General features: G+C 39.5%; 23 protein-coding genes. 15 read left to right on the top strand and 8 right to left on the bottom strand.

Annotation, left to right across the window (positions count from 1 at the left end):
* Positions 1 to 24 precede the first annotated feature (24 nt).
* Positions 25 to 747, bottom strand: coding sequence for a copper homeostasis protein CutC (locus tag ACOKFG_RS06225; protein ID WP_299487918.1), 723 nt, complete (start codon positions 745 to 747; stop codon positions 25 to 27).
* 40 nt (positions 748 to 787) lie between these two features.
* Between ACOKFG_RS06225 and ACOKFG_RS06220 the strand changes: the two genes are divergently transcribed.
* The 3 genes from ACOKFG_RS06220 (at position 788) to ACOKFG_RS06210 (ending at position 5173) form a co-directional block, all read left to right on the top strand.
* Positions 788 to 1783: a N(4)-(beta-N-acetylglucosaminyl)-L-asparaginase gene (locus tag ACOKFG_RS06220; protein ID WP_298794059.1), complete on the top strand. Its 996-nt coding sequence runs from the start codon at positions 788 to 790 to the stop codon at positions 1781 to 1783.
* Positions 1784 to 1872: 89 nt separating this feature from the next.
* A complete protein-coding gene (gene polA / locus ACOKFG_RS06215; protein ID WP_298794057.1) occupies positions 1873 to 4707 on the top strand; it encodes a DNA polymerase I in 2835 nt (944 codons plus the stop codon).
* Positions 4708 to 4717: 10 nt separating this feature from the next.
* Positions 4718 to 5173, top strand: coding sequence for a nuclear transport factor 2 family protein (locus ACOKFG_RS06210; RefSeq protein ID WP_422862052.1), 456 nt, complete (start codon positions 4718 to 4720; stop codon positions 5171 to 5173).
* A gap of 51 nt (positions 5174 to 5224) precedes the next feature.
* Here the strand turns inward: ACOKFG_RS06210 and ACOKFG_RS06205 are convergent, their stop codons facing one another.
* The gene (locus tag ACOKFG_RS06205; RefSeq protein ID WP_422862051.1) at positions 5225 to 5395 is read right to left on the bottom strand and encodes a hypothetical protein; all 171 of its coding nucleotides are present in this window, start codon (positions 5393 to 5395) and stop codon (positions 5225 to 5227) included.
* A 161-nt stretch (positions 5396 to 5556) separates the two neighbouring features.
* On the bottom strand, positions 5557 to 6000 hold the full coding sequence (locus ACOKFG_RS06200) for a MarR family winged helix-turn-helix transcriptional regulator (RefSeq protein ID WP_422862050.1): 444 nt from the start codon (positions 5998 to 6000) through the stop codon (positions 5557 to 5559).
* A 200-nt stretch (positions 6001 to 6200) separates the two neighbouring features.
* On the opposite strand from ACOKFG_RS06200, the gene hppD reads away from it, so the two are divergent.
* From hppD to hisC, 5 genes are all read left to right on the top strand, one after another.
* Complete coding sequence (gene hppD / locus ACOKFG_RS06195; protein ID WP_422862049.1) at positions 6201 to 7334, top strand: 4-hydroxyphenylpyruvate dioxygenase; 1134 nt, start codon at positions 6201 to 6203, stop codon at positions 7332 to 7334.
* 69 nt (positions 7335 to 7403) lie between these two features.
* Positions 7404 to 8561, top strand: a complete 1158-nt coding sequence (locus ACOKFG_RS06190; protein ID WP_422862048.1) for a homogentisate 1,2-dioxygenase — start codon at positions 7404 to 7406, stop codon at positions 8559 to 8561.
* 90 nt (positions 8562 to 8651) lie between these two features.
* Positions 8652 to 9872 (top strand): fumarylacetoacetase, encoded by a 1221-nt coding sequence (gene fahA / locus ACOKFG_RS06185; protein WP_422862047.1) that lies wholly within the window; start codon positions 8652 to 8654, stop codon positions 9870 to 9872.
* Between the two features lie 31 nt (positions 9873 to 9903).
* Entirely contained in the window at positions 9904 to 10815 is a 912-nt protein-coding gene (locus tag ACOKFG_RS06180) for a flavin reductase family protein (protein WP_422862046.1), read from the top strand.
* On the top strand, positions 10815 to 11918 hold the full coding sequence (gene hisC, locus ACOKFG_RS06175; protein ID WP_422862045.1) for a histidinol-phosphate transaminase: 1104 nt from the start codon (positions 10815 to 10817) through the stop codon (positions 11916 to 11918). The genes ACOKFG_RS06180 and hisC overlap by 1 nt, the downstream gene beginning before the upstream one ends.
* A gap of 3 nt (positions 11919 to 11921) precedes the next feature.
* On the opposite strand, the gene ACOKFG_RS06170 is transcribed toward hisC, so the two are convergent.
* A complete protein-coding gene (locus ACOKFG_RS06170) occupies positions 11922 to 14549 on the bottom strand; it encodes a DUF5916 domain-containing protein (protein ID WP_422862044.1) in 2628 nt (875 codons plus the stop codon).
* Positions 14550 to 14791: 242 nt separating this feature from the next.
* Between ACOKFG_RS06170 and rplM the strand changes: the two genes are divergently transcribed.
* The 4 genes from rplM to tsf all read left to right on the top strand — a co-directional run bounded on the left by rplM (position 14792) and on the right by tsf (position 17946).
* Positions 14792 to 15247, top strand: coding sequence for a 50S ribosomal protein L13 (rplM, locus tag ACOKFG_RS06165; protein WP_298794037.1), 456 nt, complete (start codon positions 14792 to 14794; stop codon positions 15245 to 15247).
* Positions 15247 to 15633, top strand: coding sequence for a 30S ribosomal protein S9 (gene rpsI, locus ACOKFG_RS06160; RefSeq protein WP_422862043.1), 387 nt, complete (start codon positions 15247 to 15249; stop codon positions 15631 to 15633). The genes rplM and rpsI overlap by 1 nt, the downstream gene beginning before the upstream one ends.
* A gap of 240 nt (positions 15634 to 15873) precedes the next feature.
* Positions 15874 to 17040, top strand: coding sequence for a 30S ribosomal protein S2 (gene rpsB / locus ACOKFG_RS06155; protein WP_422862042.1), 1167 nt, complete (start codon positions 15874 to 15876; stop codon positions 17038 to 17040).
* 81 nt (positions 17041 to 17121) lie between these two features.
* Positions 17122 to 17946 (top strand): translation elongation factor Ts, encoded by an 825-nt coding sequence (tsf, locus tag ACOKFG_RS06150; protein ID WP_422862041.1) that lies wholly within the window; start codon positions 17122 to 17124, stop codon positions 17944 to 17946.
* Between the two features lie 67 nt (positions 17947 to 18013).
* On the opposite strand, the gene ACOKFG_RS06145 is transcribed toward tsf, so the two are convergent.
* From ACOKFG_RS06145 to ACOKFG_RS06130, 4 genes are read right to left on the bottom strand one after another with little or no spacing between them, the layout of a single operon-like run.
* A complete protein-coding gene (locus ACOKFG_RS06145) occupies positions 18014 to 18829 on the bottom strand; it encodes a DUF4097 family beta strand repeat-containing protein (protein WP_299175024.1) in 816 nt (271 codons plus the stop codon).
* A 4-nt stretch (positions 18830 to 18833) separates the two neighbouring features.
* Positions 18834 to 19697 (bottom strand): DUF4097 family beta strand repeat-containing protein, encoded by an 864-nt coding sequence (locus tag ACOKFG_RS06140; protein WP_422862040.1) that lies wholly within the window; start codon positions 19695 to 19697, stop codon positions 18834 to 18836.
* A gap of 54 nt (positions 19698 to 19751) precedes the next feature.
* Positions 19752 to 20546: a hypothetical protein gene (locus ACOKFG_RS06135; protein WP_422862039.1), complete on the bottom strand. Its 795-nt coding sequence runs from the start codon at positions 20544 to 20546 to the stop codon at positions 19752 to 19754.
* Positions 20547 to 20550: 4 nt separating this feature from the next.
* Positions 20551 to 21078: an RNA polymerase sigma factor gene (locus ACOKFG_RS06130; protein ID WP_422862038.1), complete on the bottom strand. Its 528-nt coding sequence runs from the start codon at positions 21076 to 21078 to the stop codon at positions 20551 to 20553.
* A 189-nt stretch (positions 21079 to 21267) separates the two neighbouring features.
* On the opposite strand from ACOKFG_RS06130, the gene pyrH reads away from it, so the two are divergent.
* The 3 genes from pyrH (at position 21268) to ACOKFG_RS06115 (ending at position 25043) form a co-directional block, all read left to right on the top strand.
* A complete protein-coding gene (gene pyrH, locus ACOKFG_RS06125) occupies positions 21268 to 21975 on the top strand; it encodes a UMP kinase (protein WP_298794024.1) in 708 nt (235 codons plus the stop codon).
* Between the two features lie 41 nt (positions 21976 to 22016).
* Complete coding sequence (gene frr / locus ACOKFG_RS06120) at positions 22017 to 22571, top strand: ribosome recycling factor (protein WP_298794023.1); 555 nt, start codon at positions 22017 to 22019, stop codon at positions 22569 to 22571.
* Positions 22572 to 22646: 75 nt separating this feature from the next.
* A complete protein-coding gene (locus ACOKFG_RS06115) occupies positions 22647 to 25043 on the top strand; it encodes an efflux RND transporter permease subunit (protein ID WP_298794022.1) in 2397 nt (798 codons plus the stop codon).
* Positions 25044 to 25090 lie beyond the last annotated feature (47 nt).

Raw genomic sequence — 25090 nt, 5'->3', positions numbered from 1 at the left:
TTCTGGAACTGAATTATTTAGCGATTATTTAACGCTGCGTACAATTTGACGAACCTTGTCCAAGTTTGTTACAGCTACTTGATATTCCTGCAAATGAGTTTCCGAATTCATTGGAACTTTACCCGAAATGGTTACTTCATTTCCAAAGGATGTTCCAGAAAGGTGAATGGCCCGCAGTCCGGCTGCCTTAAATTTTTCGCAATTATCAAGTCGTACACCTCCACCTGCCATTACAATCGTACCTTTTGATAAATCATTTAACTCTTTTAGCAAACTCAAACCCTTTGTGCCAGAAGATTCCTGACCAGAAGTCAAAACATAATCAGCTCCAATTGTATTTAATTGTTCCAATGTTTCTATAGGTTTTCTAACCCAATCGAATGCTCGGTGAAAAGTAAATTTCATGGAGCCTGATGCTTCGAGCAAAACCGATGTTCGGTCCATATCCAAGCTAAAATCAGGTTTGAGTATTCCAGAAACAATTCCATCCACCCCCATTTGTTTGCATAAAGCGATATTCTTTTGCATTACTTCAAACTCAAAATCAGAATAAGTGAAATGGCCACTGCGGGGTCTAATCAGCACATGTACAGGAATACTGAGTTGATTTCGAACCGCTTCAATCAATCCATAGGACGGAGTAATTCCACCTACCCCCAACTCGCTGCAAAGCTCAATACGGTCAGCTCCAGCTTCTTGGGCAACAAGGGCAGATTCAAGTGAGTTGGCACAAACTTCTACAAGCATATTGCTATCTTTAGCAGGACTAAAAATAAACATCCAAACCATGCAAAGACGCAAATTTCTTAAAAAATCAGGGCTTACTACTGCAGGACTCATGTCAGCACCTGTTTTAGCCTCATGCAAGACCGAAAGCAAACCCGAAAATGTAGCAGTAGTGACGGCAGCTACAAAACCGATTGCCATTTGTACTTGGAACTTTATGAATGCTACGGCAAAAGCATGGGATGTGCTGAAAAATGATGGTAATGCACTGGACGCTGTTGAACAAGGTGTCATGGTTGAAGAGTCTGATGTCACCAATGAAACTGTTGGAAAAGGTGGACGTCCTGATCGGGATGGCAATGTAACTTTGGATGCCTGTATTATGGACAAAGATGGTAATTGCGGCTCGGTTGTGTATTTACAGAATATTGAACATCCGGTCTCGGTGGCCAGGAAAGTAATGGAAGAAACTCCCCATATTATTCTAGCTGGAAGGGGTGCGGAAAAGTTTGCCTATGAAAAGGGGTTTAAAAAAACCGACTTATTAACGGAAAGCACACGGAAACAATATGAAGAGTGGAGGAAAACATCCAACTATGAAACTACCATCAACATAGAAAACCATGACACCATCGGAATGTTGGCCATTGACAAAAACGGAAACATTGCCGGAGCTTGTACTACTAGCGGAATGGCATACAAGGTTGCAGGTCGTGTTGGCGATTCACCCATAATTGGGGCTGGATTGTATGTAGACAATGAAGTCGGAGGTGCCACGGCAACTGGAGTGGGTGAAGAAGTCATCCGTACAGTTGGCAGTTTTTTGATTGTTGAATTGATGCGTCAAGGAAAAAGCCCGCAAGAAGCCTGTGAGGAAGGTGTAAAGCGCATCATGAAAAAGAATGAGGGACGCAAGGATTTCCAGATAGGTTTTTTGGCTATTAACAAGCAAGGTGAAACTGGAGGCTATTGCGTGCATCCAGGGTTTACCTATCGCGAATATTCCGAAAAAGGTCATGAAAACAAACAGGTACATAGTTTTTATCAAAAAGAATAAAATGTATCCTTTTTAAACCCATATCAACTTGATTCTTTTTTCTACTTTTAAGATTCTTCAATCGAAAATTTTTAATTGACTACAATATTATGTCTGACCAAAAACGACTTTTTCTCCTTGATGCCTACGCTTTGATTTTTAGGGGATATTACGCCTTAATAAAGAATCCTCGAATCAATTCCAAAGGAATGGACACCTCAGCAATCATGGGGTTTGTAAATTCTTTGTTTGATGTGATCAAACGTGAAAAGCCAGACCATTTAGCAGTATGCTTTGATAAAGGGGGTAGCGTTGAGCGCACAGAACTATTTGAAGACTACAAAGCCAACCGAGATGAAACTCCGGATGCCATCCGAATTGCTGTGCCTTATATTCAAAATATTCTAAAGGCCATGCAGATTCCAGTGGTAGAGCTTGCAGGATACGAAGCCGATGACATCATAGGCACCTTGGCCAAACAAGCCGAAAAAGAAGATTATAAAGTTTTTATGGTTACCCCGGATAAGGATTTTGGCCAATTGGTATCGGAAAACATTTTTATGTACCGACCTGCCAGGATGGGAAATGGAATCGAAATTTGGGGAATCCCGGAAGTACAAAAGCGCTTTGGAGTAGAACGCCCAGAGCAGGTTATTGACTATTTGGGAATGATGGGGGACGCCAGTGATAACATTCCCGGTCTTCCCGGTGTCGGTGACAAAACGGCAAAAAAATTCCTGGCAGATTTTGGAGATATGGAAGGGCTTTTAGCCAATACAGACCAATTGAAGGGCAAGATGAAGGAGAAAGTGGAGCAAAATGCTGAGTTGGGTCGACTCTCAAGAAAGTTGGCAGAAATCAAAATTGATTGTGATGTTACCTTCAATGCCGATGATTATGAAATGTCCGAACCAGATGGGACGAAAGTGCAGCAAATTTTTGAGGAGCTTGAGTTTAGGAGATTAAAAGAACAGTTCATTAAAATCTTCTCCGAAGAGCCCGCCGAACCGGAATCTAGCCCACAAGTTCAAAAGACCCCTGAAAAGCCTCAAGCTGCAGGCAGTGGACAGTTTAGTCTCTTTGGTGGAAACCCGGCCGATGCCCCTGCGACCATCAAAGATGTGTCTAGTCGAAATACCGTTTCAGATGTCTCACACTTATACCAGAGTATTCTACCTGGCCTAGGACTAAAACTATTCATAAAAAAACTGATGCAACAAACTTCGGTTTGTTTTGACACAGAGACCACCTCCATAAATCCATTGGAAGCAGAACTTGTAGGCATTGCATTTAGTTGGGAAGCCAAAAAAGGGTTTTATGTTCCCATTCCAGAGGAAAAAGAGGCAGCATCGGAAATTTTGGAACAGCTTCGGCCTTTCTTTGAATCGGAGGGCATTGAAAAAATTGGTCAGAACTTGAAGTATGACATCAAGGTGATGAAAAACTACGGTATTGAAGTAAAAGGGCAACTTTTTGACACCATGTTGGCCCACTACCTCATCAATCCAGATATGCGGCATAATATGGATGTATTGGCCGAAACCTATTTGAATTATACTCCAGTTTCCATTACAGAACTCATTGGCAAAAAAGGTAAAAATCAGCTGAGCATGCGACAGGTTCCTTTGGAAAAACAAAAGGAATATGCTTCTGAAGATGCTGACATTACCTTGCAATTGGCCCAACATTTTAGGCCAGAGCTTGCCGATGCCAAGACTGATGAGCTTTTTCAAAACATAGAAGTTCCGTTACTGCGGGTTTTGGCAGATATGGAAACCGAAGGTATTAATCTGGACCAAGACTTTTTAAATAACCTTTCCACAGAGCTTAACCAGGATATCAAATCCTTGGAGCAAAAAATCTATGATGCAGCTGGTCAAGAATTCAATATTGCATCACCAAAACAATTGGGAGAAATTTTGTTTGACAAGCTAAAACTAGTTGACAAACCTAAAAAGACGAAAACAGGTCAATATTCAACTGCTGAGGATGTACTTTCCTATTTGGCCAAAGACCATGAAATCATTCAAAACGTTTTGGATTTTAGGGGATTAAGCAAACTTAAGAGCACCTATGTCGATGCGTTGCCCAATGAAGTGCAGCAACACAGTGGTCGGGTGCACACTGATTATATGCAAACGGTGGCAGCGACAGGTAGGCTAAGTAGCAATAATCCCAACTTGCAAAACATTCCGATACGAACTGAACGAGGACGTCAAGTACGCAAAGCTTTTATTCCACGAGACGAAAATTACACCTTACTTGCGGCGGATTACTCTCAAATTGAGCTTCGTATCATTGCAGCGCTAAGTGAGGAGGACACGATGATTGAAGCTTTTAAAAATGGTGAGGACATTCATGCTTCGACAGCATCTAGAGTATTTAATGTTCCGATAGATGAGGTGACTCGAGAGCAGCGAGGAAATGCCAAAACAGTGAATTTCGGAATCATATATGGTGTATCAGCTTTTGGATTGAGCAATCAGACTGATTTGAGCCGTTCCGAGGCCAAAGAGCTCATTGAAACCTATTACAAAACGTATCCAAAACTGCGTAACTATATGGGTGAACAGGTCGATTTTGCGAGAGACAATGGCTACGTACAAACTGTTTTGGGTAGACGTAGATATCTGAAGGATATCAATGCAGGTAACCAAGTAGTGCGGGGAGCTGCTGAGCGAAATGCAGTGAATGCACCGATTCAAGGTAGTGCAGCAGATATTATTAAAATAGCCATGATCAACATTCACAAAAAACTTTCCGAAGGTGAGTACAAAACCAAAATGTTGCTTCAAGTGCATGATGAATTGGTATTCGATGCCTATAAACCGGAATTGGAAGAGGTTAAGGCCTTAATCAAAACGGAAATGGAAAATGCCTATACATTGGCGGTGCCCTTGGATGTTGAAGTAGGCATGGGAGATAATTGGTTGGAGGCACATTAAATTCTTAGGCATGAAGTTAAGCAGATTGATTATAATCGTTTTAGGCTTATGCCTTGCTAATTGTCAGACCAAACGCTCATCCGAACCTGAGAAACTTGCAATCTCCATTGAAAAATTCAATACGGCTTTTGCTGAAGGAAATCTTGAGGTTTTAGATGCTATGACTACAGAAAATTATCTTCATACCAATAGTAGTTCGAGGGTCATTGGTAAAACAGATTGGTTCAATTATTTGAAAAAGAGAAACAAGGATTTAAAATCAGGAGCCATTGAAGTTTTACAGTACGAATTGGATGAAACCAAGATTGAACACCATGGCAATTCGGCCTTGGTAACAGGCAGAGTAACTGTTGTTGCTAGGGATAGCATGGGAACTAAAAAAAATCAATATCGCATCACCAACATTTGGGTTTATGAAAATGGAACATGGAAACGAGCCGGTTTTCATGACGGAAGGATAGAGTAAAAATCAAAAAAGGCGCCATATGGCGCCTTTTAACAGTTTATTCAATTTGAGTTACCAGCCAAAAGCTAGCTTTAGCTTTGACTTTCTTTCCTTTTTTACCCGTTTTTTGTCTACACTTTTTTCACTTTCTTGACGACGGGCCTCTTTCTCAAAATGTGCAAACATATCCATTGAAAAAGGATACGCCTGCCATACATGAGGGTAATGAACTAACTTTTTCATATTGAAACAGTTTTTTAATTTAATACTGCAAAATTCAGTTCATTTCCAAAACCAAAAATGGTTTGGATTGTCCATTAGCTATGCTATTTTACCCATATTCAACTACACTCCTCTTTTTCTATGGTAAAATGTCATAATAGAGAAGAAAACTACTGTCGAAATCAACCATTATAATTCTCCCCTATTTGGTCCAAGACCCGTAAAAAGATTTCAAACTCTTTGGTATCCAATCCTTTAATTGCTTGTTTACGCAACAGATTAGCATGCGGCTCAACAGTCCCTATCACTTCCCTTCCTTTGGAGGTCAATTCCAGCTTAAAACGTTTCAGGTCCCCTTCAAATCGGGTTTTAGTTATCCATCCTTTTCGTTCCAACCCGCCAATAACCCGTGATGTAGTGGCCCGATTTCTAAAATTGGATTTTACAATGTCTGACTGGGAAACATCATTGCTCAGTTGATGGATGCGATAAAGAATTACCCATTGCTCAATGGTTAGATCAATGTTCAATTCCTTGAACTTCTTCAAATAGGCATCTTGCACCTTCCGGAGCACCAAATCTAGGTGTAAACCAATTCCTGATATTTCATCAATATGATTGAGCATACATACTTTTCTATCGTGCTAAACTTGTTGAGGGGGAAGGCACATAATTATAGCTAAACTGGACTTAACAAGCTTACGATAAGTTTCGAAGGACAATTTTAACAATAATTTGCCCTAACCCACCCTAAAATCATTTCAAAATTACTATTTTTGTTGCATCAACAACAATATTATAATTAAATTTTAAATACACAGCACCTATGGAAACATCTACATTACCCAAATTGCACGATGCAGCCAAAGATTTTATGCCCATAAACGGAACCGATTATTTGGAACTATATGTTGGCAATTCCAAACAGGCTGCACATTTTTATAAAACCGCTTTCGGATTTCAATCGATGGCTTATGCTGGATTGGAAACTGGTTTAAAAGACAGGGAAAGCTATGTGGTGGTTCAAGACAAGATTCGCTTGGTTTTAACTTCACCTCTAAAAAGCGGTACCGACATTGGTCGTCATATTGATCAACACGGCGATGGTGTTAAAGTAGTTGCTTTATGGGTAGATGATGCCACATATGCATATAACACCGCCATGGAAAAGGGAGCCAAATCCTACATGGAACCTATTACCGAAGAAGACGAAACCGGAAAAGTTGTACGATCCGGGATTTACACCTATGGAGAGACCGTTCATGTTTTTGTAGAACGTAAAGATTATAATGGGGTTTTCATGCCGGGATTCAAGAAATGGGAGACGCCAGATTACAATCCTGAACCAATAGGTCTAAAGTATGTAGATCATATGGTAGGAAACGTTGATTGGAACCAAATGAACCATTGGGTGGAGTTCTACGAAAATGTCATGGGATTTGTGAATATCCTTTCTTTTGATGATGATGACATTTCAACAGAGTACACTGCGCTTATGAGCAAAGTAATGAGCAACGGGAATGGTCGTATCAAATTTCCGATAAACGAACCCGCCGAAGGAAAGAAAAAGTCGCAGGTGGAAGAATACCTCGATTTTTATGAAGGCGAAGGCGTACAGCATATCGCAGTTGCCACCGACGACATTATATCAACAGTAAGACAACTAAAAAGTAGAGGCGTTGAGTTCTTGCGCGTTCCAGATACCTATTATGATGCCGTTACCGACCGAGTCGGTAAAATTGATGAAGATATTGCTCCATTAAAAGAGTTGGGTATATTGGTAGACCGGGATGATGAGGGCTATTTGCTTCAGATTTTCACACGTCCGGTTGAACCAAGACCAACAATGTTCTTTGAAATTATCCAAAGAAAGGGCGCACAATCATTTGGAAAAGGTAACTTTAAGGCACTGTTCGAAGCTATTGAGCGTGAACAAGAGGTAAGGGGTACGCTCCACTAAAGCATACTTCAAAGTTCCACATATATTGAACTTATTTTTTAAGCTTGAGTTTAAACTTAAAAAACGACTATGCCCATTTATCATAAACTCGGAAAAATTCCGCAGAAAAGACATACCCAATTTACAAAGCCCGATGGAGGTCTATATTATGAACAGTTGTTCGGTACCATTGGTTTTGACGGGATGTCCTCTTTGCTTTACCAAAATCATAGACCTACACAGGTCAAAGAAATTGGAAAAGCCGTTGATGTAAGGCCCAAAATAGCGGTTGAGAAAAATATCACCTCAAGAAAACTCATTGGGTTTGATGTAGCTCCAAAGGATGATTTCTTGGAAGCCCGGGAACCACTTTTGGTAAATAGTGATGTTCATATTGGACTTGCTGCTCCTAGAAAATCATTGACATCTTATTTCTACAAAAATGCAGATGCAGATGAAATGTTATTTATTCATAAAGGGTCCGGAACATTGCGAACCTTTGTAGGGAACATTCCTTTTGAATATGGAGATTATCTCATCATTCCAAGGGGTATGATTTATCAAATAGAATTTGATACTGAAGACAATCGAATCTTGTATTCAGAATCTTTTCGTCCAATTTACACTCCTAAACGCTATCGAAATTGGTTTGGTCAACTATTAGAGCACTCTCCCTTTTGCGAGCGTGATTATAAGTTGCCTCAAGATTTGGAAACTTATGACGAAAAAGGAGATTTCCTGATTAAGGTTAAAAAGCAAGGTATGTTGCACAACTTGGTTTACGCAACACACCCTTTTGATGTTGTAGGTTGGGATGGATACAATTATCCTTACGGATTTTCCATCCATAATTTTGAGCCGATAACAGGTCGCGTACATCAACCGCCACCAGTGCATCAAACTTTTGAGACGGATGCTTTTGTAATATGCTCATTCTGTCCTAGGTTATATGATTATCATCCAAAGGCTATTCCTGCTCCTTACAATCACTCCAATATTGACTCTGATGAAGTGTTATACTATGTGGATGGAGATTTTATGAGCAGGACCAATATTGACAAAGGTCATATTTCGTTGCATCCAGCTGGAATTCCACATGGCCCCCACCCTGGAACATATGAAGCAAGCATTGGTAAAAAGGAAACTTTGGAATTAGCTGTAATGATTGACACCTTTAAACCATTACAAGTAACGGAGAATGCATTAAATATTGATGATGGCAGTTACTATAAATCTTGGGTAGAATAGTCTAAAACACAAATTGTCATTCCCATGAAGATGGGAATCCTTCAATAAAAAACAGATTCCTGTCTTCGCAGGAAGGACATAAAATATAATATGATCATAAACATACCTGAAAACTCAGATTTTTCAATTCACAATATTCCCTTCGGGATTTTCTCCACCTCAGATAGAAACCCTAGAGCCGGGGTTGCCGTAGGTGAGCATATTTTGGATTTGGCCGCTTTGGCCGAGCTGGATGTATTCGACTTCAATACAGCAGTCCTTGAAAAAGAGGTCCTTAACGATTTCATTTCCCTTGGTAAGGAAATAACCAATAGAGTTCGAAAAAATATTCAGCATTGGCTACAAGAAGAAGACTCTGTATTAGCTGGAAAACCTGAGCTTTTTGTGCTTCAATCCGAAGCTCAAATGCATATGCCTGTATATATTGGTGACTATACGGACTTCTATTCCAGTATTGAACATGCCACCAACGTGGGCACCATGTTTCGCGACCCTGCAAAAGCACTAATGCCCAACTGGAAACACATTCCTGTCGGATATCACGGTAGGACAAGTTCTATTGTAGCTAGCGGGGAACCAATTCACAGACCAAAAGGACAAACATTGCCCAAAGATTCTGAAACACCAGTTTTTGGACCTTCACAACGCTTGGATTTTGAACTTGAAATGGGTTTTATCACTGGAAAAAACACCAACCTAGGTGACTCTATTTCCACCACTGATGCCGAGGACTATATCTTCGGAATGGTGTTGCTCAACGATTGGTCTGCCCGAGATATTCAAAAATGGGAATATGTTCCATTGGGACCCTTTTTGGCTAAAAACTTTGCATCGCATATTTCACCATGGATTGTTACTTTGGAGGCTCTTAATCCATTCCGCGTTTCTGGACCTGAACAGAATCCAGCAGTTCTTCCTTATTTAGAATTTGAAGGAACAAAAAATTACGACATCAACCTTGAAGTGGGTATAACTCCCGAGGGAAGTGAAGAAGCTGTGGTCTGTCACTCCAACTTTAAATATATGTATTGGAACATGGCCCAGCAATTGGCTCATCACACGGTTAACGGATGCAACATAAATATTGGTGATCTCTACGGTTCCGGCACTATTTCTGGAAAAGATGAGAAATCATACGGCTCCATGTTGGAATTGGCTTGGATGGGGACCAAACCATTACAAATGAAGGATGGCTCTGAGCGCAAGTTCATATTGGATGGAGACACGGTAACCATGAGAGGTTATGCTGAAAAGGATGGAAAACGCGTTGGTTTTGGTGAAGTTTCCGCTAAAGTATTTCCTGCGAAATAGGTTTTATCTTAGCATAATCAAAGAACACTAAATGTCCACAATAAAAACCATAGATCCAACAGCCATTCCACAACCGGATTTACATGCGTATTTGCTATCAGCAGTTGCACCTAGACCTATTTGTTTTGCGAGCACTATTGATGCTGAAGGCAACGTGAATCTTAGTCCTTTCAGTTTTTTCAATGTATTCAGCTCCAATCCACCTATGATGATTTTCTCCCCTTCGCGAAGCGGAAGGGATAATTCATTAAAGCATTCGCACCAAAATGTGAAAGAAGTTCCTGAAGTGGTCATCAATATTGTTGATTTTCCATTGGTTGAGCAAATGTCTTTGGCAAGTACTGCTTATGAAAAAGGAGTAAATGAATTTGTAAAATCCGGATTGACTGAGATTGCCAGTGAAAAGGTTCGTCCACCACGTGTGGCAGAAGCACCGGTGTCTTTTGAATGTAGTGTTACTGAAGTCATTGAATTGGCAGATACTCCAGGAGCGGGTAATTTGATATTAGCCAAGGTAGAGCTTATTCATATCAATTCAGATTTCTTGGATGACGATGGCAACTTAGACCCTTTAAAACTGGATTTGGTGGGCAGAATGGGCGGCAGTTGGTATACCAGAGCAAGTGGAGATTCACTCTTCGAAATTCCAAAACCCATACGCACCAAAGGTATTGGCGTTGATCAATTGCCAGAAGGAATTCGTAATAGTGACGTCCTAACAGGAAATAACCTTGGTCGTCTCGGAAATATGGAGCAGCTTCCTTCCAATGGTGAGATAGCGGAAATCGCAAAAGATGATGAAATTAGAATGCTCTCCAAAAAATTAAAAGACAATCCAAAAAAGCTTACAAACGAACTGCATTGGGTAGCGCAACAGGTATTGCATGAAAACGACACCAAAAAAGCACTGGCCATCTTAATTTATGCCGAACAACTACGTTAATGAGTAAGGAAATCGAATCTATTTTTAAATCCTATTTGCAACCCAAAAAGGCCTACGAAGGAGGCAAGGGCATTCCATCCAATAGTGGACAGAAAATCTATAAGCTTTCTTCCAATGAAAATCCGCTTGGGCAATCACCCAAAGCCACGGAAGCCTTGATAGAAGCAGCTAAAAATGTTCATGTTTATCCTGATCAGACTGATATTCGGTTGCGAAAAGCCTTAGTTAAGGACTTTAATGGACAACTTTCGGAAGATCAGTTCATTTGTGGAAATAGCGGCTCCGAAATTATTGATATGATTCTGAGAGCTTTCATCAATGAAGGTGATGAGGTTATTTTTTCCAATCCTTGTTTTCTACCCTATTCTGTTTTTTCAAGATGGTATGGTGCCAAACAAGTGGATATTCCCTTAAAGGAATCAGATTATGCGTTGGATGTTGAAGAAATGCTGGCAGCTATTACCGACCGAACAAAAATTATCTTTCTGACTAGTCCCAATAATCCAACGGGAACTTACATCCCAAAAGATGTACTTGATGCCTTTTTATCTAGCATTCCAAAAAACATTGTTGTGGTTCTAGATGAGGTTTATCGTCATTTTGCAGACGCAGAGGATTATATTTCAGGTTTACCTTATGTGAAAGAAGGGCATAACCTAATTGCAATCAACAGTTTTTCAAAAACCTACGGTTTGGCCGGACAACGGATTGGATATTGCTATACCACAACAACAATTGCTCAATATATCAGACAAATACACAAACCTTTTTTACTTCCACATACTTCGACTGAGGCCGCTATTGGAGCACTAAATGATCATGAATTCATAGATAGCACTGTTACAACCGTTTTGGAGGGACGCGACTTTCTTTCCAAAGCTTTTGATAGGCTAGAAATAAAGTACTGGCCCACCCAAGCAAATTTCTTTTTGGTAGACCCACCAATTCCTGAGTTTGAATTTGCAGATTTTCTAATGGAAAAAGGAGTTATGGTACGTCCCGTATCACAATTTGGCGCACCTGGAAAAGTAAGAATTACCATTGGTGATTCAGAAGCCAACGAGGCCTTAGTATCTGCCTTGGAAAAATTGCTTTCATCCTAAAAGCTAAAGAATAAACCTATAGGTGGCTTTAATTAAAAAGGTATTGTCAGCCTGTTGTCCAAAAATCTGATTGTCAAGGTTACTTCCCAACGAATCCATTGGGTCTCCTGACCCAGTTAGCCCCTGCGACCATACCAAAAACAATTCGGAACCTGGAATGTATTCCCATCGAAATACCAAATTGGAACGAAACTGTACAAAGGCAAAGTCTGGGTCGTCAAATTCATAATCCGTCTGGGTATCTAAATCCTCATCCACAAAAAAAGTTTCACCATCTGTGGATCTCGAAAGCTGATTTTGATTGTAAAGACTTACTCTTTCGGAGAGTGATTCCGCAATAGGGTTATTTACAAAATTGAAGTTATTGTAGGTTCCCCTTGAGATAAATGGCTGGCCATAATATTGAATGCTCATGTTCGGGTTGATACTATAATTAAACCGCAGCGAAGTAAAAAAAGTTCGCTGGTCAATATTTCCTAGAATATATCTTGGAGTACCATTAAAATCAACTTCATCAACATATTGCGTTTTGTTGGGATTTTTACGATACTCTGTCACCAAAGATAAATTGAGTGCGTTAAAGGGTTGATATCGCATTCGAACTACGTAGCGATTAAATTGGAAATTGTTTTCACGTGCCCGACTTAACACATAACCAAGGGTCATGTTGAATTTCTTTCGCTGGTCGGTACCCGAAAATGCATAATAAAAATTCTCATTGGACCATCTCCATCGAGGTCCACCTCGGAGGACGGTGTTCGAAAAAATATGAGGTTTATGCCCCATTCCAACCTCGGTCCACCAATTATTTTTATAGTTGATGAATCCCTCGAACTGATACTGAATGCGATTATAGTTCCCGTCAAAATCATATGTAGAGAACTGCTCAAGACTTAAATTCACCCTCCTGTAAAAGTCAGTGGGCTTTAAAAACAAATATCTAAGATTGGAATATTGTATAATCTCATCGGCCTGTCTTAAAAAACCAACATCATTTAACTCCAGTTCCGGGGAACGCCAAATGCCCCCCAAATTATAACGCCAGTTACCACCTCCTGCTTTTCCAATTTCCAACTTACCTCCTGTGCCGGACAAGGATGTTCGATTTTCATCTACACTTACATGACCTGCATCCGTTCTTTGAAACAAATGGGTTATACTCTCCTGGGTTTCGGTTATAGCTTCTGGACTACCTTCGATATGACTAAGTACCATATTGCCCTCGACATAATAATTTCGTTCTTTCCAGTTATGTTTAAAGTCCATGCCACCTGTATAAGCTGACTTATGCAGGAAATCAAGATTTCCTTCCAATCTTCGATTGGTCATTGTGAAAATTCCGCCGATATATGAATTACGATTGTTGAAGTCTTTCTGTAATCTTCCGACCAAATAATTGGTTAGGGGCTCCACAAGTTCTTCTCGTCGTTCGCCGTTATTATCGATTTCGGCATACATTTTTCCGGTGACGCTTTCCAAGAGACCTATAGACCATCCATTTTTGGTTTTCCCAGAAAACTTTGCAGCTCCCCAAATTGTTGTATTGGTAGGCTGGTCTAAAAACTCATCATCTTCTATATCAGGCGATCCTTGCGGACTTCTGCCGATTCGTCTGCTATAAAAAACATTATCGTTACCATTGGCAAATTGGTAATCGAAAATATTCTTATTCTCCACAAAAAATGGCCGTTGTTCTTGAAAGAAAATCTGGAATCCATCCAGAGCAATAGCACTCGGGTCAGCTTCCACTTGTCCGAAATCAGGGTTCACGGTTAAATCCAATGTAAGATCATTGGTTATCCCAATTTTGGCATCCAAACCTCCATTGAGTTTAAAATCGTTACCATCACGGAAAGGATTGCTATCCTCTGCCGGATAATTATCCGATTGATTCACCATAAAGGGTTGTATTTCCAATTGTTGTTGAGATTCCAAGTTTTTAAGTCCATGCAATTCTCCAAACTCACTTACCCAACCGGGGGAATCCACGGGGTTACGTTGCCACAGGGAACGCTCTTCCTCTCTAAAAAACCTTCGAGTCGACTGCAATCCCCAAACCTGATTTTCCGAGTTTCCAAATTTTAACTGACTTAAGGGAATTTTCAACTCAGCTGTCCAACCTTCTTCATCAATATTGGTTTTGGTGTACCAGATAGGATTCCAGCTCGGGTCCCAATTGTTGCCATTCTGGGATATAAATTCGTCTCCCTTTACTCCAGCTGCGGTTACTGTAAATGAGAAAGCAGTTCTTTTATCATGATAGCTATCAATATTAAACTCAACCCAATCCCCATCAAAACCATCCCTTCTGGAAAGTCGTTTTTCAATTTCATCAGGTTTGGCATCAAAACAGCGGACACCTATATATAAGTAATTGATATCATATAGTATTTTGAAACGGGTCTGATAGCTAGGTGGAGTATTTTCGTCCGGTTGAAGTTCAATATAATCCCCGGTCCACTCTACAAGGTTCCAGGAGCTATCATTTAACAGCCCATCTATAACTGGGGGTGCTTCTTGAGCAATTGTTTTGGTAACGTATATTTTTTTAGGAACTACGTTGGTGCTATCCTGAGCTTTTATTACTGATGAAATTAAAAGCAATGCGATTAGGATGGACAATCTTTTCACACTGTTCGTTTTTGGATGTTGGTTGATGTAAAGACCAATAAAAAACAAAAGCGTTACACTTCTTTATCGTTTTTGTTTTTTTTAACTTAAATCCTTGTAATTTTAACAACTTAGCTTTGATAATTACATTCTTCCAGGAAAAGCAAAAAAATTCCAAATCAACCATTTGTAATTCAATCTAATAATTGTACATTTGCAGCCCGTTTATCGGGATAGGTTTTTAATTCAATACTATTATAGAAGTGGACACATTAAGTTATAAGACTATTTCTGCCAATAAATCTACCGTTGACAAACAATGGTTGTTGGTTGACGCTGAGGGACAAACGTTAGGAAGGTTGGCATCAAAAGTAGCGAAGTTACTTAGAGGAAAGCATAAGCCAAATTTTACTCCCCATGTAGATTGTGGTGACAACATTATTGTTATCAATGCGGAGAAAATCAATTTATCTGGCAACAAATGGGAGGATAAGGAGTATCTAAGATACACTGGATACCCAGGAGGACAACGCTCTACTTCAGCCAAAGAATTGTTGAGCAAGCAACCGGAACGTATTATTGAAAAATCCGTTAAAGGAATGCTTCCAAAAAACAAATTGGGAGCTGATTTGTTCAGAAACCTAAAGGTGTACGCCGGTGCTGAGCACGGTCAAGAAGCGCAAAAACCAAAAGCAATAAACTTAAACGACTACAAATAATGGAAGTGGTTCATAAGATTGGCAGAAGAAAAACTGCTGTAGCAAGGGTATATGTTTCCGAAGGAAAAGGCAACATTACCATCAATAAAAAGGATTTAAACGAATACTTTACAACGGCTACATTGCAATATAAAGTAAAGCAACCTTTTGCCTTAACGGATACTGAAGATACTTACGATGTTAAAGTAAATGTATATGGTGGAGGAATCACTGGTCAGGCAGAAGCAGTTCGTTTGGCATTGTCAAGAGCAATGTGTGAAATAGATGAAGAGAATAGAACAGTTCTTAAACCTGAAGGTCTTCTAACTAGAGACCCAAGAATGGTGGAAAGAAAGAAATTCGGTCAGAAGAAAGCCCGTAAGAAATTCCAGTTCTCTAAACGTTAATATTATACCGAATTTGTTTTCGGTATCTATTATAAAACATCCTAGACCTGTTTTAGGATTAAGTTCATTGAAAACCCTGAAAATTTTCAGGGTTATATTTTTAACCAAGTTGTCGTTGTTCCAAAGAGCAAAGAATCGACTTTTTGGAATTTAGTTTAGCATCTAAATGGGTAGGGCGCGCAAAGTTTGCAACCACCAATCCATTGCTAATACAACGGAACGTAAACTAATTACAAAAAAATGGCAAGTAAAATTGAAGTCAAAGACTTACTCGAAGCTGGTGTGCATTTTGGACACCTAACAAGAAAGTGGAATCCAAACATGTCTCCTTACATCTATATGGAGCGTAACGGAATCCACGTTATCAATCTCTACAAAACCGTAGCTAAAATTGAAGAGGCCAACGAGGCACTTAGAAAAATAGCTGCGTCCGGAAGAAAAATTCTTTTTGTAGCTACTAAGAAACAAGCAAAGGATATTGTTGCAGAAAAAGTATCCAATGTAAACATGCCCTACATCACTGAGAGATGGCCCGGTGGTATGTTGACCAACTTTGTTACCATCCGTAAAGCCGTTAAGAAAATGGCCGCTATCGATCGCATGAAGAAAGATGGAACATTTAATACACTTTCTAAAAAAGAAAGATTACAAGTTGATCGTTTGCGTGCAAAATTAGAAAAGAACTTAGGTTCCATCGCCGACATGACTCGTTTACCTGGTGCAATTTTCATTGTAGATACCATGCGTGAACACATTGCGGTCAAAGAAGCTCAAAAATTGAATATTCCAATTTTTGCAATGGTGGATACCAACTCTGACCCTAGGCCAATTGACTATGTGATTCCAGCAAATGACGATGCAGGTAAGTCTATCGAAGCCGTTATGACTGAAGTTACCAAAGCGGTAGCAGAAGGTTTGGCTGAACGTAAAAACGAAAAGCAAGAGGAAAAAGGTACTGAAGCCAAAGAAGCTCCTGCAAAGGAAGCACCCAAAGCAAAAGCTGAACCTGCAAAAGAAGAAGCTCCAGTAGAGGAAAAACCAAAAGCGGAGGTTAAAGAAGAGGTAGTTGCTGCCAAAGAAGAAGTTGCTGAAGAGGTAAAGGAAGAACCAAAAAAGGAAACTCCAAAGCCAGCTAAAGCTAAAACTGCAGCCAAAGCTGACGATTTAACCAAAATTGAAGGTGCTGGACCTAAAGCTGCAGAAGCATTGGTGAGCAGTGGGATAGACACTTTTGCAAAATTGGCAAAAGCTGACCCTGAAAAAATCAAGGAAATCTTGACAGAAGCCAGTTCTAGAATGGCACATTTAGATCCTACTTCATGGCCTAAGCAAGCCCAAATGGCTGCTGATGGAAAATGGGACGAACTAAAAGAATGGCAAGATAATGCTAAAGGGGGAGTTGAATAAACCAACCTTCATTTAATATTGACCTAAAACAAAACACTTAATAAGTGTTTTACTTGATACAAATTTTTAAATAGAGAAAAAATGGCTAAGATTACCGCCGCAGAAGTAAATAAATTAAGAAAGAGTACCGGAGCCGGTATGATGGATTGTAAAAATGCTTTGGTCGAAGCAGATGGTGATTTTGATAAAGCAATAGAAATCCTTAGAAAAAAAGGTCAGAAAGTAGCTGCCAAAAGAGCGGATAGAGATTCCTCTGAAGGTGCTGCTATCGCTAAAGTAAGTTCTGATAACTCTACCGGAGTAATCATTTCTTTGAACTGCGAGACAGACTTTGTTGCAAAAAACGAAACGTTTGTAACTCTTGCAAACGAATTGGCTGCCTTAGCTTTGGATTTTGATTCCAAAGATGTATTTCTAGCTGCTTCTTACAATGGAATGTCAGTTGCAGAAAAACTGACCGAGCAAACAGGTGTAATTGGTGAGAAAATTGAAATCGGTGGATTTGAAAAATTGAGTGCTCCGTTTGTAGGTTCTTACATTCATGCTGGTAACAAAATTGCCACTTTGGTTGGTTTGTCAGCTGCCGTTGATGGTGCCGCTGCCGCTGCTAAGGATGTTGCAATGCAAGCTGCTGCAATGAATCCTGTAGCTTTGAACGAAGAAGGAGTTGATCAGTCAGTTATTGACAAGGAGATTGAGATTGCTAAAGATCAATTACGTCAAGAAGGCAAACCAGAAGCTATGCTCGACAATATTGCCAAAGGAAAACTAAAGCGTTTCTTTAAAGACAACACTTTGGTGAACCAAGCTTTCATTAAAGATAGCAAGCAAAGTGTAGCTCAATATGTAAAATCTGTAGATTCTAGTTTAGAAGTTACTGGATTTTCAAGAGTTGCTTTGGGATAAGCCAAAGGCATATAAAATAAAAAAACCGCTACAGTAAGTAGCGGTTTTTTTATGCCGTCAAGTAATCCTATTTTGATTTAATCAAGATATCCCCATTAAATGTTTTGAACAACATTTCAGGTCCGCCTCCATTTATCTTACCCCTCACCCACTGCTCTATCTTAACCTTATAAGTTCCTGAAGAGTCATTCTTATTGACTTCAGGTTTATTGGCTGAAACTTGCATATCAAAGTCAGTATAGATCTCACCCATATCCGATTTCGCCTTCACATCTGCCTTCAATGTATTCGGAAAAGTGATATCCAAATCCCCGTTCAAGCTACTAAAAGCCATATTCGCATCATTTGAGATACTATTAAAATCAGCTTTGATATCTCCATTTACAGTGTCAGTCGAAGCAGAACCGCTGACCGACTTCAATGTAATCTCACCATTCACATTGGTAATTTCCATTTCACCGCTAACCCCTTCCACATAGATGTTACCATCATTTACGGTGGATAGTTTAAGAGAAAAATTCTTAGGAACTTTTACTTCTAAATTCGTAACCTTATTCCATTGTTCGTTAACCACCCGAACCACATTGTTGTTTTCCTCAGCACTAATATCCAAAGATGAGTTTTCAATTCTTTTCATCCCATCTCGTTTGTGTTCCTTACCGTAATGTTCCTTTTTGTTTTTGAAAGAAGCCTTTATCACTACTTCTTTCCCGTTATATGCCACAACATCGATTGACCCAGATAATTGGCTTATAATTAATTTTCCCGGGGCAGATGAATCACTCAAAGGGATTGAAAACAAATCGACACTGGTTTCCTGCGCTGACAGCGTACTTGTTAAAAATATCGCTATCAATACTATATTTAATTTGAAGTTTTTCATGACTTTATATTTTTTTGATGAATACATTTCCGTTTAGTGTTTCAAAATCGAAATCCACCTGACCGTTTCCAATTTGAACCACTGGTCTGGCTTCATACTTGTATTTGGGTTTGTTCACTTCACCCGACTTTTTCTGGGTTTTCATAAACTGTTTATTGATATCAAAATCCGTGAACATTTCGCCATTCATGCTTTTAAAAGAAATGTTGGCCGATAATGCTTTTTGATAGGAAATGTTGATGTCTCCGTTTAGTGAATAGTACTCGGAAGCGCTTGTTGGATTATTCGCATAGGAGATGTTCACAGGGCCATTGATACAATTGACCATTGTTTTCCCAGTAATGTTTGTCAATGTAATTCCACCGTTTATATTTCGAGCCTTCACCGAATTTCCTCTAGTATTCTTCACCAGAACCTCTCCATTATTTACCGTACCCACATCAACTTGAGTGTCGTACGGGACTTTGACGGTAAATGTCAAGCTGTGCTCATAGGGCAATTCTTCACTATTGTTACACCACCTATAACTCAGATTAGTTGCATCAAACTCCATGTATGGTGCATCCGGATGCAAAATAACACCATTATTATCTTCAATAATCTTAAGTTGCAGCTCCTGTTTACCCAACTCCAAACCTTGAGTGTTATCGGAAGTGATTGTTTTTTCAACTTCTACCAAAACCTTATTTCCACTATGTCCCTCAACGGAAATAGACCCAAAAACGTTTCTTATGATCAAAGCCCTACCTACATTCTCAGAGAACGAAATTTCTTTTTTAATCCTTTCCGTAGATTTCTTCTGTTGGGCTTTCGCATTCGGTGCCCCCACTAAAAAGGCAAAAATTGCCATTGTAATTAACTGTTTCATCTTTTTAAAATTTGACTGTTCGTGATTTGATTGATTCCCGAAGGAATGATTGATTTAAATAATTGATTCTATAGATTTTTTGATTTTTTTCTGCACCGTCGTATCCAATTCCATTTTTTGCAACAATTGCTTAAATGGTTCAATAGAGGCTTTCTCTTGCAAGGCCACCATTAAATTGGCTAGGGTTATTTGTAATATAGGCGACTCTTGAAACGGGATAGATTGAACCAATCCTTGTCTGACCAATGGATTACCAACATAATTGGTCAAAGACTCCACAGCAGCCAACCTCACATTTACATTGGAATCCCGATTTAATGTTTGAAGCAACGCCTTGATCACTGTCTCATCAACATCATTAAACTTGTTCGCTTCGCTTACACCTTGCAACCTCTGGTTTGCAGAAGGCTGTTCCAAAAGTGTCAACACCAGTTTTTGCCTTACGTCCTCTGTCTCTTCATTTACCACTATAGCCGTTGTTCTATCTGAATCATTAGCCGAGTTTATATAAAAGCCAAGCCCAAAACCAATTCCCAACAATAGAACTCCATATGCGAGTTGTGGTTTTAAGATGGTTGATATCCATTTCATTAAAACTTCAGAAGAGTTTTTCCTTTTGGTCCGCCCTGCTTCTTCCTTGAGCATGGAAAAGAAGGTTTCATCCATTTCCTCGGATGGTCTTGGCGCGTCTAATGCATCAATTTCTTTCCAAGTATCTGACAACTCCATAAATTCCGTTTTATATTCCGGATTAGAATCAAGGAAGTTTTCAAATTCTCTTTTTTCATTTTCGGACATATTGCCGGATATAAAATCCATTGCCTGTATTTCAAACTGCTCTTTGTTCATTATTTCATGCTATTTCCAATTGTGAAAAAATTATTCTCAGGTCTTTTAGGGCCCTATGCACCCTAACTTTGGCTGCTCCCTCCGAACATCCAATAACCTTGGCAATCTCACTAAATTTCATCTCTCTGTATTTGCTCAAAATGAGCACCTCTCTTTTTTCATGGGGCAACAAGGACAACGCATGTTTCAAAAGTGCCTTATTCCCTTCATTATGATACTCCTCATTCAAATGGTCCTCTGTCTCACCTTTTATGTCATCTGCTGATACTCCATGCGAAATGCTTTCCTTAGCACTCCTTTTATGATGGTCATAATGAACATTCCTTGCCATGCTAAACAACCACGCCGCAAACGAACCTTCACCAGAGTACGACTTCCGATATTTCAATACGCGCATAAAAACATTCTGAACCAAGTCTTCACTGATCGATGGGTTATTTCCAAGGTTATAGAAAAACCCAAAGAGTCTTTTTTTATGCCTTTCATATAGCAACCCCAACTTATCCAAGTCTCCATTTTTAACTTTCAGCATTAATGTATTGTCGGTTAGGCTATGCAATTGGATACTATTTTTGGCTGTTTGAAGGATATACTTTCATTTTTTAAAAAGGTTACAGAATGTATGATTTTTTTATTCAAATTATTCTTGAACTATCTATTTTTACAGTAGTTCGCCATAAATTATTTTGATTATTTTTGTCCGGACTTCAAGATACCCTCAATGCAATACAAAAGAATTTTACTAAAATTAAGCGGAGAAGCCCTAATGGGCGAACAACAATATGGAATTGATGCCCAACGGCTTGCAGAATATGCCGAGGACATTAAGGCCGTAGTGGCAAAGGGAGTTGAAGTTGCCATTGTAATAGGTGGAGGCAACATTTTTAGGGGACTTTCCGGAGCTAGCCAGGGAATGGATAGAGTTCAGGGGGATCATATGGGAATGTTGGCAACCGTAATCAACGGTTTAGCATTGCAAAGCGCTTTGGAAATACAAGGAGTTGAGACAAGACTTCAATCCGCAGTAAAAATTAATGAAGTTGCAGAACCGTTTATCCGTCGAAGGGCCATTCGCCATTTGGAAAAAGGTAGGGTTGTAATTTTCGGTGGTGGAACTGGAAATCCATACTTCACTACAGATTCTGCAGCTGTTTTAAGAGCTATTGAGGTAAAGGCAGATGTTATACTAAAGGGCACAAGAGTGGATGGAATCTATACCTCTGACCCCGAAAAAGATAAAACCGCAACTAAATTTGATAGTATTTCCTTTAACGAAGTGCTTTCCAAAGGACTTAAAGTAATGGACACCACTGCTTTTACACTAAGTCAGGAAAATGAGCTTCCTATTGTTGTGTTCGACATGAATACACGAGGGAACCTTATGAAAATCGTTTTAGGAGAAAATATAGGAACCGTAGTGAATATTTAATTGGCATGCAGTTTGATTGCAGCAAATAAAGTTCTAAAATTATGGAAGAAGAAGTAAGCTTTATACTAGATAGCACCAAGGAGAGTATGGATGGCAGTATTTCCCATTTGGAAAAGGCTTTGGTTAAAATTCGTGCTGGGAAGGCAAGCCCGGTGATGTTATCCACGGTGATGGTCGAATATTATGGCTCCCAAACACCACTTTCCCAAGTTTCAAACATCAACACCCCGGATGCAAGGACAATTTCTGTGCAGCCATGGGAGAAAAGTATGCTTCCCGAAATAGAAACTGCTATAATGAATTCAAACCTAGGCTTTAATCCTATGAACAATGGTGAAATGATCATCATTAATGTTCCTCCTCTTACCGAGGAACGCAGGGTTCAATTGGTGAAACAAGCAAAATCAGAAGCAGAAGACGCCAAGGTTAGTATTAGAAGTGCTCGACAAGAAGCAAATAAAGAACTTAAATCCTTGGATATTTCTGAAGACCGATTAAAAAATGCTGAAGTCGATGTCCAAGAACTGACGGATACTTATGGTAAAAAAGTCGATGCCATTTTAGAGGTTAAGGAAACTGAAATCATGAAGGTCTAACCTTGTGACATATCCCTCTCCATTCCCTAGGAACACAACCGATCATTTTCTACCTTTGCGCCCAATAAAACCGGTATGGTAGCTAAGCTTACTAAAGGATTTTGGCCAAAGGTCGCCCGTATCATTCTAAGAAACAGAATTCTGATTCTGCTCTGTGTTATTGCATGTACGGTTTTTTTAGCACTGCAGTGGAAGCATATGAGGTTTTCAAATACCGAGGCCAATATACTTCCTGATGATCATCCCGCCACCGTTCAATACAATAAGTTCAAAAGCATATTTGGCGAAGAAGGCAATGCTATAGTTCTTGGAGTACGAGATTCGTCCTTGTTCACCCCTAGTAAATTCAATCGTTGGAACAAATTAAGCAAACAATTTGAGGCATTTCCCGAAATTGATTTTGTAGTATCCACAGACAATCTTAAGGTCCTTATAAAGGATAATGAAAAGCAAGCTTTCGTGATGGAGCCTTTTATTAAAGAAGCGCCAAAAACCAAAAGAGAGGTGGATGAGCTTAAGGACCATCTTTTTAACCAGCTCCCATTTTACGACAACCTTATCTATAATGCAGAAAGTGGCACTATACAGACCATAGTGTATTTGGATAAGGACATTATGAACACCACAGTTCGAAATGAGTTTATCTTAAACGATTTGGCCGATTTGGTCGAGAACTTCGAAGAAGAAACCAACCTCGATGTTCGAGTTTCCGGTATGCCCTACATTCGAACATGGAATGCCAAGGCCATTGTAGATGAAATTGGGCTGTTTGTTGGAGCTGCTCTTCTGGTGACCTCAATTATTTTCTTTTTCTTTTTTAGGAGTTTCCGAGCCACACTGATTTCCATGTGTGTAGTGATTATTGGAGTGATGTGGGCTTTGGGTATTTTGGGCCTGTTCCAGTTTGAAATTACCATCCTAACAGCCTTGATTCCACCATTGATTATTGTCATCGGAATCCCCAACTGTATCTTTTTGATTAATAAATATCAGCAAGAGGTCAAAAAACACGGAAACCAAGCACTTTCCTTGCAAAGGGTTATTTCCAAGATAGGAAATGCCACATTAATGACCAATATTACCACGGCTTCTGGTTTTGCCACCTTTATCATTTTGGACAGTGAACTATTAAGGGAGTTTGGTATCGTAGCTTCGATTAATATCCTATGCATTTTCGTTCTTTCTCTATTGATTATTCCCATACTTTACAGTTTCATGCCGCTTCCCAAAAACAAGCACTTGAAACATTTGAATAAAAAATGGATTGACCTTTTTGTCAATTGGATGGAGCGTATGGTAAGACATCATCGTATCGCAGTTTACATTACCACCGTTATTGTCCTCATCCTAAGTATCATTGGAATTTATCAAATCGAAATCACGGGAAGTCGTATTGAAGACTTACCGAAGGATACACATTATTTTAAGGATATACGATTCTTTGAAGAAGAATTTGATGGCATTATGCCTATGGAAATTGTGGTGGATACCAAACGAAAGAATGGCGCATCAAAACCTGCAACCTTAAAACGAATGGATCGTTTGGGCACTGTAATCGAAGAAACTCCAGAGCTATCAAAACCCATATCACTGGTCAACTTGGTAAAATATTCAAAACAGGCCTTTTATAGTGGTATTCCAAAATATTATCAACTACCTACCTCCCAAGAGAACACCTTTATTATGGATGTTGCCCGGAAATCGGAAAACAACGGGGACCTTTTGGAAAGTTTTGTGGACAGTACTGGTCAAACAGCTCGGGTAACCACTTTTATGCGTGATGTTAAGATTGACCGTATGGAAGAAATTGAGAAAGACATGCAACAGGCCATTGCTAAAATTTTCCCTTCCGACCGGTTTAATGTATTCATGACAGGAAAGGCACTGTTATTCTTAAAAGGCACCAAATACCTGGTAAAAAACCTTATGCTCTCCTTAGCCCTTGCTATTGGTTTGATTTCATTATTTATGGCCTATCTATTCCGTTCGGTCAGAATGATTGTCATTTCCCTTGTGCCCAATCTTTTACCATTGGTAATTACCGCCGGACTCATGGGGTATTTAGGCGTTCCCATAAAACCTTCGACTATACTTGTATTTAGCATCGCCTTTGGAATTTCCGTGGATGACACCATACACTTCTTGGCAAAATACCGACAAGAACTGGCTGCCCATAAATGGCATATAAAAAGGTCGGTGTATGCAGCCCTTCGTGAGACAGGGGTAAGTATGTTCTATACATCCATAGTTCTGTTCTTCGGATTCTCCGTTTTTATTATTTCCAGTTTCGGGGGTACCAAGGCTTTAGGTGGATTGGTCTCAGCAACATTACTTTTTGCTATGTTAGCAAATTTGATTCTACTTCCATCTTTGCTTCTTTCCTTGGAACGAAATATTGCCAACAAACAGGTACTCAAAAAACCTCAGATTGATATTTTACCGAAGGAAGAAGACACTATCAAAGATAAATAGGGCTTTTTCCACCTATAAATATACCTGTGGTATTGCCTGCATTTTTA

The organism is Flagellimonas rhodophyticola, from assembly GCF_049332665.1.
Classification (GTDB): domain Bacteria; phylum Bacteroidota; class Bacteroidia; order Flavobacteriales; family Flavobacteriaceae; genus Flagellimonas.
Note: the sequence above shows the minus strand (reverse complement) of the source record. Positions and strands in the feature narration are given on the sequence as shown.